Source organism: Ilumatobacter sp. (genome assembly GCF_039969435.1).
GTDB lineage: Bacteria > Actinomycetota > Acidimicrobiia > Acidimicrobiales > Ilumatobacteraceae > Ilumatobacter_A.
In genome coordinates, this window is the sequence record NZ_JBDVNU010000028.1 from 181110 (window position 1) to 195162 (window position 14053).

General features: G+C 69.7%; 7 protein-coding genes. 4 read left to right on the top strand and 3 right to left on the bottom strand.

The genetic code is table 11. The features are described 5' to 3' along the window. Nucleotides 1-40 precede the first annotated feature (40 nt). Nucleotides 41-7243, bottom strand: a complete 7203-nt coding sequence (locus ABJK40_RS14355) for a hypothetical protein (RefSeq protein ID WP_348510328.1) — start codon at nucleotides 7241-7243, stop codon at nucleotides 41-43. A gap of 106 nt (nucleotides 7244-7349) precedes the next feature. Here ABJK40_RS14355 and ABJK40_RS14360 point away from each other — a divergent pair, with 106 nt between their 5' ends. After that, nucleotides 7350-8024: a Crp/Fnr family transcriptional regulator gene (locus ABJK40_RS14360; RefSeq protein ID WP_348479698.1), complete on the top strand. Its 675-nt coding sequence runs from the start codon at nucleotides 7350-7352 to the stop codon at nucleotides 8022-8024. A gap of 158 nt (nucleotides 8025-8182) precedes the next feature. On the opposite strand, the gene ABJK40_RS14365 is transcribed toward ABJK40_RS14360, so the two are convergent. Further along, on the bottom strand, nucleotides 8183-9172 hold the full coding sequence (locus tag ABJK40_RS14365) for a stage II sporulation protein M (protein ID WP_348479699.1): 990 nt from the start codon (nucleotides 9170-9172) through the stop codon (nucleotides 8183-8185). Between the two features lie 23 nt (nucleotides 9173-9195). Between ABJK40_RS14365 and ABJK40_RS14370 the strand changes: the two genes are divergently transcribed. Both ABJK40_RS14370 and ABJK40_RS14375 read left to right on the top strand, forming a co-directional pair. Next, a complete protein-coding gene (locus tag ABJK40_RS14370; protein ID WP_348479700.1) occupies nucleotides 9196-10083 on the top strand; it encodes an RDD family protein in 888 nt (295 codons plus the stop codon). A gap of 100 nt (nucleotides 10084-10183) precedes the next feature. Then, nucleotides 10184-11323 (top strand): cysteine desulfurase family protein, encoded by a 1140-nt coding sequence (locus ABJK40_RS14375; RefSeq protein WP_348479701.1) that lies wholly within the window; start codon nucleotides 10184-10186, stop codon nucleotides 11321-11323. Between the two features lie 86 nt (nucleotides 11324-11409). On the opposite strand, the gene ABJK40_RS14380 is transcribed toward ABJK40_RS14375, so the two are convergent. Continuing rightward, nucleotides 11410-12774, bottom strand: a complete 1365-nt coding sequence (locus ABJK40_RS14380) for a hypothetical protein (RefSeq protein WP_348479702.1) — start codon at nucleotides 12772-12774, stop codon at nucleotides 11410-11412. Nucleotides 12775-12909: 135 nt separating this feature from the next. Between ABJK40_RS14380 and mnmA the strand changes: the two genes are divergently transcribed. Continuing rightward, nucleotides 12910-13956: a tRNA 2-thiouridine(34) synthase MnmA gene (gene mnmA, locus ABJK40_RS14385; RefSeq protein ID WP_348479703.1), complete on the top strand. Its 1047-nt coding sequence runs from the start codon at nucleotides 12910-12912 to the stop codon at nucleotides 13954-13956. The last annotated feature ends 97 nt before the right edge of the window (nucleotides 13957-14053 follow it).

The window sequence follows — 14053 nt, forward strand, 5'->3', positions numbered from 1 at the left end:
TCCGTCATGCCCGACACACAACGGGGAAATCCCGGCACTGTCAGCAGCTTCCCCACTGCTGGGTGGCGAAGTCGCCGGGTTCGCCCCATCGGAAGCAGGCTCTGCCGGTGGCGGAATTGACCGCCACCCGGAAACTCACCGGGGCGTTCCACCGGGTCCGAGTCTCCTCGACGAACCTCGTGGAGGAACCCCGCTTGAAGGCTTCGGAGTACAGGATCTCCGACGCCCCTTCGAAGTCGAATCTCGGCGCACGGTCGTGTCGGACCTCGATCTCGAGCCGGTAGCTCGCGCTGCCGTACAAGCGTCCGACGACCTGTTCCAACGGACCGTTCTGATGCGACGGCGGCGCCGGGTCCGCTGCGAACACGGCCAATCGGATCGCAGAGTGGAGCGAGTTGGCTGCGGCGTCGCCCCCGGTGATCGGATTGGGGTCGGGGTTCGAGTTGATGACGTGGGCGCTCTCGTCGACCCTGAGTGCCGACTGACCGACGAGGGTGTACCGCATCTGGCCGTTCACGAAGACGATGTCACCCTTGACCGTGACGCTGAACCCCGGCCGCGAGACCGCTCCGGAGAGTTGGCCCCACGTGGTGCGGGTCGGCGATCCGAACGGGTCGACCGATCCGGCGGAGAAGGCCCACGGTGCCGACACGCCGCCGAGTGCTCGGCCCTGGTCGAATCGTCCGTCGATCCGCCACGACCCCGGCGAGGGCCGCACGGTCGTGGTGGCGTCCTTCACCCTCACCCGCTGGTCGGCGAGCAGAGCGTCGGCACCGTGGAACAGCGTGCCGTCGACGTCGAGGCTCCCGAGGGCGCCGAGGGCCACGGTTCCCTCGAAGCTCGCGAGCCGGCCGTCGACGAGCGCCTTCACCTGGGCCTTCACCGAACCGGCTGCCAGTTCGCCGTTGAAACCGATCGCGATCGGCGGACTGGCGGCGGCGACGTAGTCGAGTTGGAAACACGCGCCGGAGGTGCCGAGCCGTGGTGGAGCGGTGGGTGTCAACGGTCCGTTGAAAGCGCCTCGCCCTCCGGTCGAGGTCGTCGGGGGTGGAGTTCCCACCAGCGAGGTCTGGCAGCGGCCGTCGCCGAAGATCACGACGCCGTTGACGCTCATGTTGCCCGGGTTGAAACGGATGTGGATCTCCTCGAAGCTGCCGTCGGCGAACGTCGCCTCACCTTCGAAGGCCATCTCCTGGCCCATCACCGTGGCGTCGGCCCGTGCGGAGAACGACGCATCGAACGTGGCTTCCACTGCGTCGAGCGAGGCCTCTGCGTGCAGCTCGAAGTTCCGGAGCGACGTCCCCGGAGCGATGTTCCAGGTGTCCGCGCCCATGTCGACGATCACGAAGAGTCCGGCGGTCGGTCGGGGGAGCGATGTACTCGGCAGCGGGGCCGACGCGGGTGCCAGCGCTTCGAGTACACCCGCCTGGACGTCGAAGGTCGCAGCGACGCTCGGGCCGTCGGGGATGTCGACCCCGCCGGAGATCCGCGCTCGGAATCCGAGTGGCTGCAGATCGAACAGCACGTCGGTGTCGTTCACGGTGATGCCGTTGATCTCGAACGTGCCGACGAAGACGGAGGCCTGGATCCGCAGCCCGGGGACGTCGACGCTGGCGTCGACCTGGATCGGCGTGCCGAGCAGGGTGGCGCCGAAGCTCATCGACACCCCCGGTTCGTACGTGATCGATCCGATCGACCCACCGAGCGGGGCGAACACGATCGACGCGTTGTCGATCGTCAGGGCGTCGTCGAGGTCGGTGGCGTCACCGTCGATCGCCGCCAGCGGCTTCAGGACGGCACGCTCGTCACGGACTCCGACCGAGATGTCGACGATCGGGTTCTTCGGGGCGATGTTGATCGCCATCCGGACCGGTTCACCGTTGTTCGTGTAGCCGATGAGCTCCGCCAGCGGATCGGGGAGACGGCTGACCTCGGCGAGGATGCCGATCGAGGGGACCGGGGCATTGGGCACCGTGAAGTCGATCGATCCCTGAGCGACCAGGGCGTTGACGGTCAGCCCGGGGATCCCCACGGCGTCGGGCCATCCGTCGTCGGCGAGCAGCGAGAACGACAGGCCGACCTCGGCGGGTGGCCGGAAGAACGCCTCGACGGCCAGATCGAGCCGACTGCGCTCGGCGGTCGGGGTGATCTCGGCGGGCGGGAGGAACAGCGAACCCTCGCCGCCGACGCCGAGTTGGAAGCCCGACGTCCCGACCCGCAGCTTGAGGAAGCCCGAGTTCAGTTGGAAGCGGGTGGTGGTCACCGCATCGGGGTCGCACGGGGCGGTCGGGCACGTCGTGAACAGCTCGATGCCGTCCGCTCCGAAGTCGATCGCCGCGGTGAACGTGAGGCTCGATCCGCCGAGGGTTGCCGACACGATCAGCGTGCCCTCGATCGGGGTCGGCGGCGAGAGCACGTCGTTCAGCAGTTGGCGTTGCCCTTCGCCGAGGTCGATGGTGGCGATCAGCGACAGTCCGGCGTCGACGTCCACGACGAGGCCGTCGTCGATCTCGACGTCGTTCAGGTTCGCCGTCGAGAAGACGATCGTGCCCGTCGAGATCGGCGTACCGAGTGGCCGGACGTCACCGGTCGCGAGCGCGACGAGCACGTCGCCCGTCGGACTCGTGCGGAACAGCAGCTTGGCCGACAGCGAGATGCCCAGCACCCGTGCATCACCTCGCAGGCTCGCCTCGATCTCACCGCTCACGTACTCCACGCTCAGTTCGAGGCGGTCGATCGAGAAGTCGACCGCGGGGTCCGGTGACAGCGGCGGGAGCGCCGTGACCGACCGGAGGCTGAACGCCGGGTCGTCGTTCGACGGGAGCCCGAGGCAGGCCTCGACCTGGGACGTGAGCGTGGAGCGATCGGGGATCTCGATCTCGGCAGTGCCGCCGAGGGTGATGAACAGCGAGCCCTCCTCGATCGTGGGGCACTCGTCCGGGGCGACGGCGTTGGTGATGCGCACACCGATCTGTCGGACCGTGACACCGGCGGCGACCGACCACGGTGTGCTCGTGGTGGCGGCGATGTCGACGGTGACTCCATCGGTGGTCCGTGCCAGGACACCGGCGATCTGTCCGGCCGGAAGTTCCACCCCGGGCGACGGCTCCCACGGCTCCGTGGTCGCAGCGGTGACGGCGACGCTGAACTCGTCGAGTGAGGTGAAGCTGCCGTCGACTTCGATCCCGAGGCGGGGCGCGGCCTCGCCGAGCAGCATCCGACCCGTCAGGCGAAGCGTTCCGTCCTCCAGCGAGAGGCCGAGCCGTTCGACGTCCAGTCCGTCGACGCCGAGGTCGGGGTCCACGACGTCGAGGGTTCCCGACACGTCCAGGGACCCGTCGTACTCGAGCAGGAGTTCACCGTCGAGCGAACCTCCGAACAGCTCGATGCCGGACGCCGTCACACGGGTCGATCCGCCGCCGTCGGCGGTGATCTCGCCGGCGAACTCGAGACGACCCGCTGCGTCCACCGTTGCATCCGACGTGAGGGCGAGCCGGTCGCACTCGATCGTGAGGATCGTCGTGCCGGGCGTGAAACCCGACGGCAGGTCGAAGAACGGCACCTCGCCTTCCCAGCGGAGATCACCGAGCAGCGGGAACGAACACGGCGTCTGCTGCGCGACTCGGCCCCGCTCACCGGCCGGACGCACCAGCCCCTGCGGTGTCGGGTTCTGCACTCCTCCGACCGAGGCGTACACCACGCACAGCGGGATGGCGCCGATCGTGATCGGGGGGAGGTCGAACTTCGACGCCAGTCGCACCGTGCCCGACGTGAAACAGACCTTCGTGTCGTCGATGGTTCCGGCCAGGTCGTCGCCGAGGATGAAGTCGAACAGGTTGACGCTGGTCCCTTCGTGGGTGAGCGTTGCCGCCGGATCGCAGTCGTCGCCCCCATCGGGTACGTCGCCGAGCAGCACCGTCGAGTTCGACCCGAGCAGCAGCACTCGCTCACCGTCGGCGACGCGCTGGAGCACGGACCCGTCTGCGCATCCGGCGACCGGTGCGGCGGGCTCGAGCGTGCCGACGTCGATCGCCTGGTCCGCGGTGACGACCCGTTCACCGGCGGTCACCGTGACCCGCATGACCACGAGCGTGTCGGCGTCGGGTGCGGTGAACGTGGCGGAGGCTTGGGTCGGACGGGTCGTCACCACGGTCGGCCCGGCGAGCTGCGACCACTGCACGGTGGCACCCTGGGGGCCACCGATCACGGCATCGAGGGTCACCTCCTGGCCGGGGTCGACCGGCTGCGTGGGTGCGAGGACGACCGAGAGCGGCGGTGCCGGGGTGGCCAGCAGGGAGATGTCGCTGCTCGCCGGCGATGCGCCGTCGGCGGGAGTCGCCGTGGCTCGGATGACGATCGTCTGGGGCCCGAGCACCGTGCTCGGGAGGGTGACCCGTGCCGTCGCACCTCGCTGCGGAGACGGGGCAGTTCGCGGAAGTGTGACCGACGGTCCGCTCACCTGGGTCCAGGCGATCGTGACACGGTTCGTGCGGCTGGGCAGGGCGGTCATCGTGACGACCGAACCGCCCGGCGCCTGGGTGGTCGACGCGGTGACGGCGAGGGTGACCGGGACCGGAGGTGTGCCGATCGAGATCGTGTCGACGCTCGTCAGTCCGAACGCATCCGTCGCCTTCGCTTCGATCGACACGAACGGTCGGCCGGGGATCGGCCAGGGGAGCGAGACGTTGTCGCCCGCCGTGGTCAGTCGGACGTCCGGTGCGCCGACCGCCGTCCACGTGACCGTCACGTCGTCACCGTCGGGGTCCGACACCTGCGCCGTGAGGGAGATCCTGCCGAGCAGGACGGGTGGAACGATCGCCCCGTTCGCAGCGGGGTTCGCCGACCCGGTCCCGATGGCGATCGTCGGCGCCGCGTTCGAGCGCAGGGCCGTCACGGTGACGGTGTCGACGTCGGTGCTCACGCCGTCGCTCACGGTGAGTTCGAAGACGAAGGTGGCGTTCTCGGTGAGGGGATCCGGCACGGTGAAGCGGGCGCGCTGCCCACTGGGGTCGGCCCCGGTGTCGACGACGACGGTCGGTCCGTCGGTCTGGCGCCAGGTGAACGTGCGCGGCCGCCCCACCGCAGCGGTGGACCCGCTGCCGTCGAGGATCACGGTCGTGGCAACGGGCTCGCCCGTGTTCGACGGTTGCGTCGCGTCGACGGTCTGATCGGGTCCGGCGTCGGCGTCGAAACCTTCGACGCGCAGGTGGATCGTTCCCGAGACGGTCGTGAGCCCGGGGGACTCGAGAGCGGAATCGATCCGGATCGTCGGCGGTGCGGCCAGTGGGATCGGTCCGAGCGTGACGTCCAGGACCGGACTCGATCCGAGCGGGGGAACGTCGTCGGTCGTGCAGGTGGTGCCCGTGCACTGCCAGCCGTCTGCGCTCGCGGTGATCTGTGTCCCGTCCGACACCTTCAGCGTGAGCGTCGGTGCCTCGAGGACCTTCGTGCCCGGGTTGACGACGAGCACGGGCAGTGTGATGGATTCGCCACGGGTCGCCGGTGTCGAGGTGTCCGCGACCACGGTCGCGGAGTCGGATCCCTTCGGGAGCACGGTCACGGATCGTCGGCTGCGGGTGACGCTCCCGTCCGCTTCGACGGCGGTGAGGTCGGCATGGAAGACGACGGGCTCGTCGCCGTCGTTGACGAACGTGTGTGGCACGGTGGTCAGTGGGCCGCGCCCTCGGGTCTGGCCGGTGCCGTCGCTGAACACGACGGTCCAGCTGTCGAACGTGCGTGTGGCGTCTCGTTCCGACGGAGCGAACTGGACCGCGAGCGGAGTGACCCCGAACTCGACGGAGGCGTTCCAGTCCACCGCAGCGGCAGCGGCGGCGGTCGGTGCGGGTTCGATGGCGGCCGTGCGGGCGTCGGGCTCACGCGGTTCGCCGATCGCGATCGGGGCGACCGGGGCCGGCTGACCTCGCACCTCGCCGTCCTCGCCAGTCGACTCCTCGGCCGACTCCTCGAGTACCTGGGTTGCCTCGGTGACCTTCGCGGCCTCGATCGTCGCGACGGCGACGGAACCGGCGCCCGGGGCGTTCGCTGCCACGGGCGCACCGGAGACCACCGTGAACGCCCCGTCACCCGGGACGACGTCGATCGTGAGCGTGCACGTCGCGCCGGGCGCCAGCACGATGCCGGACCCGACGACCTGGGGGTCCCCGGCGAGTCGGCGCTTCGGGTCGATCGGCACGAACGATCCGGCGCACGTGGTGGTGACCGAGGTCAGGTCGGGCACGACAGGATCGGGGAACGCGAGCCCGAAGGCGACGTCGACGAGGTCGACCTTGCCGGGGTTGGACAGCGTGCCCGTCCACGTCGACGTACCACCCGACGCCACGACTCCCGGCCGGAACTGCGAGCTCAACGACGGCGGCGTGTCGCTCTGGGTCGGCAGCACCGGGGACGGGGCGGTCGGGGCAGGGCCGCTCGCGGTCGTGGTGGGAGCCGGCGGCGGGGGCGGAGGAGCGGGCGGTTCGGCCGCTTCCTCGGCCGGCGGCGTGTCCGGTGCCGAGGCCTCCGTCGGCACGGCTTCGGTGAGGCTCTCGGGGGTGATCTCCACGACGGGTACCTCGTCGACGACGGGGATCGTCTGGGTCGGGTCGACGCGGAGGTCGGTCGCGTCGACCTCCGGAGCGGGCTCGGTCACGGTGGTGCCGTCCGGAGCGACCACGGTCGACACGCCGCGGACGTCGCCGTCGTCCTGCACGATCCAACCCGCCACGACGCGTTGGTCGCCGACCGTCTGATCGGCTCGGAACACGCCGCCGTCTCCTTCGGGCAGCGACGCGGTGAACGACGACACGGTGCCGTCCGTGGCGTGGAAGAGGCCGACCGCCCGACCGTTCGCGAACGCGCCGGTCACTCGTCCGCCGGTCGGAGTGGTGATGTCGAACGAGTTCGCGAACACCTCACCGGCGAACCAGTGGCCGAACTCGTCGCCGTCGCAGATGTAGATGCGCACGAGTCCCTCGTCGGTGGTGATCGAGACGAAGACGTCGGGCTGGTCGTCGAGCGACCCGAGATAGGTGCCGCGGCGTGAGTCGTCGGACAGTGGCTGAGTGAAGTCGATCGGTGCGTCGAGCGCCTGGGCGACCGGTGGCGAGGCGAGCTGATCGGTCAGCACGACGGTGGCGACCGTCGCGCCGCTCAGCAGCGAGATCGCGGTGAGCGCGGCCACGGCGGATCGTCGGGGACGTCGCAGCGTCAGGCGTGGGGACGGGAGCGATCCGATGGCAGGCATGTGTCGAGTGTCCGCTTCTCCGCAGCGACGTTCCGTCGCCGTCGACACACAACCCCATCGATCGCACGGATCGATGGCCGACCCGGACGCTGCATACAGTCGAGTCGTGGCGATCGACCTCTTCGGCGGGCTGAGCGACGACGATCGCCGCCTGGTCACCGGGCAACTGGTCCGTCGCTCCTTCGCCATGCGCGAGGCGCTGTTCCTCCAGGGAGACGTCGGCGACAGCCTGCACATCATCGAGCGAGGTCGCGTCGCCGTGCGAACTGCGACCCCCGACGGTGACGAACTGACCTTGGCCGTCCTCGGAGCCGGCGACTTCTTCGGCGAACAGGCGTTGATCAACGACGACGCACGTCGCACGGCGAGCGTCGTGGCACTCGATGCGGTCGAGACGCGCATGCTGCATCGCCGGGCGTTCGACGAGTTGTGCCGGACGCGGCCCAGCGTGCAGGGCCTCCTGGTCCGCCTCCTCGCGAGCCAGGTTCGTCGTCTCAGCGAGCAGATGCTCGAGGTGCTCTACGTGCCCGTCGAGGACCGCGTCGTCCGCAGCCTGATCCGTCTGACCGACCTCTTCGATCGGGGCGACGGCGGCGATGTCGACGTCCCGGTCCGCCAGGAGGACCTGGCGTCGCTGGCGGGAACGACCCGACCGACGGCGAACCGCGTGTTGAAGCGGCTCGAGCAGGAGGGCCTGATCGTTCTCGGTCGCGGCCGCACGCGCGTGGTCGATCCGGTCGCGCTGCGAGCCCTGAGCCCCGATGTCATCTCGCCCGAGTAGCCGCCGCGACGACCTCGACATCGATCCCACTCCGCACCCCACCCCCCGACACCCTGTTCGGCGTGAGGATGATCCCGCTCCCGGGCGGGGCGTGGCTCACGTCGAGGTCGGCACCCTGTTCGGCGTGAGGATGATCCCGCTCCAGGGCGGGGTGTGGCTCACGTCGAGGTGTGCGGGCCTTCGGCCGAGAGGATCTGGTCGGCGCGGCGCCCGTGGAGGATCGTCCACCCCCAGAAGGCGACGAACGCGATCGCTCCGATTCCGACGCGGATCGAGGTGGGCCACGGGCGACCCGTGACGAACCCTTCGATCAGCCCGGCCACCGCGAATGCGACCACCAGCCCGATCACGACGTTGCCGACGTCGCGGCCCTGCGCGGACAGCGCCTGCCAGCGGGTCTGGTCGCCGGGCGCGATGACCGTCCAACCGATCCGCAGACCGGCCGCGCCGGACACGATCACCGCCGAGATCTCCAGCAGCCCGTGGGGCAGGATCAGACCCCAGAAGCGCTCCCACTCGCCGACGTGGGTGAACAGCCCGCCGGCGATCCCGACGTTCGCGCCGTTGTAGACGAGGATGAAGGCCGTGAACACGCACAGCAGTGCGCCGGCGGCGAAGGCGAGGATTCCGACGCGGACGTTGTTCAGGAAGACCTGACCGGCGAAGTTCTGGGCCGGCTGGCTCGAGTAGTACGCCTCGAAGTCGTTCTCGATGTAGCTCTCCGTCACGGCGGGGTCGCCGGTCAGGTCGAAAGCGTCGGGGGAGACGCCGATCCACACCTGCATCACGGCCCACGGCACGATCGTGAGCAGAGCGGCGACGACGATGAAGCGTCGGATCCGCCAGACCGCCGCCGGAAACGTCAGCACCAGGAAGCGGGTGACGGACTGGCGGACGTTCGTCTCGCGGCGTCCGTACAGGATCCCGTTGGCGCCGGCGACCAGGTAGGTGAGCCGGCCGACGATCGCGTCGTCGGCGCCGTAGGCGAGTCGTGCGTGAGCGAGGTGGCTGCTGGTCCGCTGGTAGAGCCCGACGAGTTCGTCGAGTTCGTCGGGGGAGACGGACTTCAGTTTGCGGGCGCGCTGCGTCAGGTCGCCGAGGCGTGTCCAGGAGTACTGGTGCGTCGCGACGAACGCATCGATGTCCATTGGCCGCCTACGGTAGTGCTGGAATGAGCGTCGTCGTGGTGCAGGGCGCAGGCGCCCCCGATCAGTTCCGCAGCGGCATCGTCACGCCCGAAGCCGTGGTGCTCGACATCGAGGCGGCCGGGTACGCGTCGCGGATCCTCGCCGGACTGCTCGACCTCGTGATCCAGCTCGCGCTCCTGCTCATGATCGGCGTCCTCCTCGCACTCGCGTTCCTGGGCGACGACTCGGGCGTCCTCACGGCCTTCGCGATCTCCACGTTCCTCGTCCTGTTCGGGTATCCGATCGGGTTCGAGACCTGGCTGCGGGGGAGGACGCCGGGCAAGATGGCGCTCGGCCTGCGGGCGGTCACCATCGACGGTGCACCGATCCGGCTCCGGGAGGCGACGTTGCGGGCGATGGGTGGAGTGGTCGACCGACTGCTCCCGCCCGGCGGCGTGACCGGTGCACTGTTCGTCATGTTGACGCCGCGACACCAACGGCTCGGTGACCTGATCGCCGGGACGATGGTGGTGCGCGACCCGGAGAAGTTCGTGAGCACACCGGCCCTCTGGTTCAGTGCGCCACCCGGCCTCGAGCAGTACGCTGAGACGATCGACCCCACCTCGATCACCGTCGACCAGTACACCGTGATCCGCTCGTTCCTCACACGCGGCTCGTCGCTGTCGGCGCCGATCCGCGCGACCCTCGCTCGAGACCTGGCCAACCGTCTCGCCGCCCGGATCCGTCATCAGTCGCCGCACTTCGTCGCACCGGAAGTCTTCCTGATCTGTGCGATGGCGCGGTACCAGCGTCGCAACGGACCCGGCCGGGCCACCGGTGCACCAGCGTCGATGTCCCGACCCGTCCATCCGGGCATGCCCACGGCTCCCGGCGCGTACCAGGGACCCGTCACGACCGGCCCGTGGCAGTGACGCCCGTGCCGGCGCAGGACGTGCCGACGCAGGACGTGACGGTGAAGGACGTGACGGTGAAGGACGTGGCGACGGCGTCGTCGGCGGGCACGATTCCCGGATGACCCTCACGTACCTCGACCATGCCGCCTCGACACCGATGCGGCCGGAGGCGATCGACGCGATGATGCCGTTCCTCGCCGGCACGTACGCCAACCCGTCGGGCTCGCACCGCTTCGCACGTGAGGCACGCAAGGCCGTCGACGAATCCCGCGACGTCGTGGCATCGGTGCTGGGGTGTCGACCGAACGAGGTCGTGTTCACCGGGTGCGGAACCGAGAGCGACAACATGGCCATTACGGGGGCGCTCGCCCGGACGCCGGGCGTCGCCGTGTGCGCGGCCGACGAACACCACGCCGTGCTCGAGGTGGTCGAACACCACGGTGGTCTGGTGGTCGGCGTCGACGGGGTGGGACGCGTGGATCTCGACCTGCTGGCTCAGGTGCTGCAGGACGCCGTCGACGCGGGACGCCACGTCGCGGTCGTCAGCGTGATGACGGTCAACAACGAGGTCGGCTCGATCAACGACATCGCACAGGTGGCGCGCATCGTGCGTCGCTTCGCACCTGGTGCGCTGGTGCACACCGATGCGGTGCAGGCGCCCAGTTGGATCGACCTGCGCGACGTGACGCCCCACGTCGACCTGCTCGCCCTCTCGGGGCACAAGTTCGGCGGGCCCAAGGGCGTCGGCGTGTTGGTCGAACGCGGCGGTCCGAGGATCGACCCGTTGATCATCGGTGGCGGCCAGGAGCGAGAGCGACGCAGCGGCACCCACAACGTCGCGGGGATCGTGGCGATGGCGACGGCGCTGCGACTCACCGACGAGGAGCGGACGACCGAGATCCCCCGGATCGCCGCGCTGCGCGACGCGCTGGTCGACGGGTTGCTCGACGGCCTCGACGACGTGGTCGAGACCGTGCCGCGTGCGGACAAGGTCGCCGGGTCGGCGCACGTGTGCATCGCCGGCGTCGAATCCGAGTCGCTCCTCTTCCTGCTCGACGAAGCCGAGGTGTGCGCATCGGCGGCGTCGGCGTGCGCCAGTGGCGCGATGGAGCCGAGCCACGTGCTCGCGGCGATGGGCGTCGACCGCTCGGTCGCGATGGGCGCTCTGCGTCTCAGCCTCGGCCACGCCAGCACCGAGGCCGACGTCGACCGCGGGATCGACGCCGTGACGGGCGCCGTCACCCGCCTCCGCCGCTGACGTCGCCTTCTCCTACGGTCTGACGTCGCCGAGCGACGTCGAACCGTAGGAGAACGCTGGAATCCTGTTGCGGCCGACCGGGCGGGTCAACTTCCGGGCGGGCGGATCTGACCGGTGTCGTTGCCGCAGTTGCCGCCGGCGAGGGACAGGTCCTGGCAGATGGTGGCCCGGGTGATCTTCCAGGTTCCGTCGACGTTCACCGCGATGCCGAAGCGCTCCGGGAAGATCCCGGTGGTGGTCTCGATCCGATAGCGGAACCAGGCGTCGGTCGGCGACGTGAACACGAGTTCCTCGACGATCGCCTCGGCGTTCGCAGCGGCCTCCTCGAAACCGCCCTCGCGCACCTGCTCTCTGGCCTCGGCCACGCCGGTCGGGTCGTCGATGCGGGCCTCGTTCCCGCCGTCGTCGTCGCCGTAGATCGTGACCATCAGGTCGACGATCGTCGCCTCGTCGGCGGCGGGGTCGGCGGGTTGCTCGCCCGGCTCGGGCAGTGCCGGCGGCGGGGGCGAGCAGGACTGCTGGTACTCGGGGTCGTTGTACCCGGTGCGGGATCCGTCGACGACGACGTCCTCGGCCGCCGAGTCGTCGAACACGACGTCGAAGTCGGTCGGCGGACCGACCCAGCCGTCGCCCGTGTCCGTCGACGGTCCCGCTCCGGGAACCGCGAGGATCGCCACGCCGTCGACCGGTGCCGTCGAGTCGGATGCGCCGTCACCGAACGTCACGGTCACGTTGCCGACCGAGGCCGGGGCCTGCACGAACACGACGCGATGAGGGTTGGCGTCGGCGGTGCCCATCGTGAGCGCACTCACGGATCGACCGCCGAACGGGGTCGTCCACCAACTCACCGAGCCGACGTCGATCACACTCGTGCCGGTCGCCTCGCCGCCGCCCATCGCGATCCGCACCTGAGCCGATTCGAAGCACCAGTCCGGAGGGCGCCACCCCTCGGGCCCACCGAAGTCGTCGTACCCGGAGAAGTCCTGTTCCCAGACCTGCCCGAGGTGTGCGCGCAGGACCACACCGGAATCCGTGGTGCGTTCCGTGAGGAGGGTCATCGGTTCGCCGCCGAACATGGTCCACCCGCCACCACCCGACGATTCGGTGACGACGGCATCGCCGGCGACCTCCCCGTCCATGCCCCCGGCCATCTCCTCGGACGTCACCACGGTCACGACCCCGGGCACCCCCTCGGCCACGCCGGTGGTGTTCGGCTCGATCGGCGGGAGCGTCTCGGGCGCACGTTCGTCGGGAGTGTCGGCTGTCGCTGCGGTGTCGGTGACGGGAGCGGCACTCGGGGCCACCGCGTCGTCGGCCGAGTGCCCGAGACCGAACCCGATGCCGCCCGCACCGGCCACGAGCATCGACGCGCCGAGCACGGCGAGTGCCCGAGGCTTCCGGCGGGCCGGTCGTTCGGGCTCGCTGGTGATGGAATCGAATTCGAAGGTCATCGGGGTCCTGTCGTTCGGCGCACGTACATCGTCGTCTCCCATGTGACGTTCGGCAAGCCCGTTCGGTTCCCCGGGATCGGTCCCGGCCCGAGACCTGCCGGTGTCTGGCGCCGAATGGTTCGTAGCCTGGTCGGCATGAAGGTGATGTGCGCGATGAGTGGGGGAGTCGACTCCTCGGTTGCCGCGCTCCTCCTCACGCAGGCCGGTCACGAGGTCGTCGGAGTCACCATGAAGCTGTGGGGTGGCACCTCCGACACCGGTTGCTGCTCGGTGTCCGACGTCGACGACGCACGCCGCGTCGCCCAGCAACTCGGCATCGACCACCTCGTGTTCAACTTCGGTGACGACTTCGACACCCACGTGGTCGAGCCGTACGTGCGTGCCCATGCGAGCGGCGTCACACCGAACCCGTGCATCGAGTGCAACCGGGAGGTCAAGTTCGCGCGTCTCGCCGAACGAGCCGAACTGCTCGGCTTCGATGCGGTGGCGACCGGTCACCACGCTGCGATCGGCTCGCTCGACGACGGCACGCTGACCCTCGAGCGTGGACACGACACGAAGAAGGACCAGAGCTACGTCGTGCACATGCTCGACCAGACGCAACTGGCCCGCACGATGTTCCCGGTCGGTGGGATGGACAAGTCCGAGGTCCGCGCCCGAGCGGCCGAGATCGACCTGCGGACCGCCGACAAGCCCGACAGCCAGGACGTCTGCTTCATCACCAAGTCCGACGGACGCGAGTCGTTCCTCGGTGATCGCATCGCATTCCGCCCCGCCGACGTGGTGGACACGGCCGGGACCCGGGTCGGTGCGGTGGAGTCCGTCGAGATGGTCACGATCGGCCAGCGCAAGGGCCTCGGTCTGCCGGGCGGTGGCCCGAAGCAGTACGTCGTCGACGTCGATGTCGCCAATCAGGTCGTGACGGTCGGCGACGACGCCGATCTGCTCCGGCCGGCGCTCGAGGTCACCAGGACGAGTTGGGTGAACGGCGCGGTGCACGGCCGGGTACGGGTGCAGGCGAGTGCGCACGGGGCGACCCGGATCGCCGACATCTCACCGTCGTCGGACGGCGGGGTCGATGTCAGGTGGCACCAGCCACAGCGTCGGATCGCGCCGGGCCAGAGCGTCGTGTTCTACGACGAGACCGACCGTCGGGTGCTCGGCGGCGGCATCTGTCTCTGACCATCTGTCCATGGCGTCGACGGATTTGGAGCGGACACCGCTCGCCTGAGAGTTTCGATCCGTCACCCCCACCCCCTCCCTCCCCCCAGGAGATTCG

Coding starts and splice junctions, on each gene's coding strand:
- ABJK40_RS14370 (WP_348479700.1), top strand. CDS start 9,196: ATGAGCGTCGTCGTGGTGCAGGGCGCAGGCGCCCCCGATCAGTTCCGC.
- mnmA (WP_348479703.1), top strand. CDS start 12,910: ATGAAGGTGATGTGCGCGATGAGTGGGGGAGTCGACTCCTCGGTTGCC.
- ABJK40_RS14355 (WP_348510328.1), bottom strand. CDS start 7,243: ATGCCTGCCATCGGATCGCTCCCGTCCCCACGCCTGACGCTGCGACGT.
- ABJK40_RS14380 (WP_348479702.1), bottom strand. CDS start 12,774: ATGACCTTCGAATTCGATTCCATCACCAGCGAGCCCGAACGACCGGCC.
- ABJK40_RS14365 (WP_348479699.1), bottom strand. CDS start 9,172: ATGGACATCGATGCGTTCGTCGCGACGCACCAGTACTCCTGGACACGC.
- ABJK40_RS14375 (WP_348479701.1), top strand. CDS start 10,184: ATGACCCTCACGTACCTCGACCATGCCGCCTCGACACCGATGCGGCCG.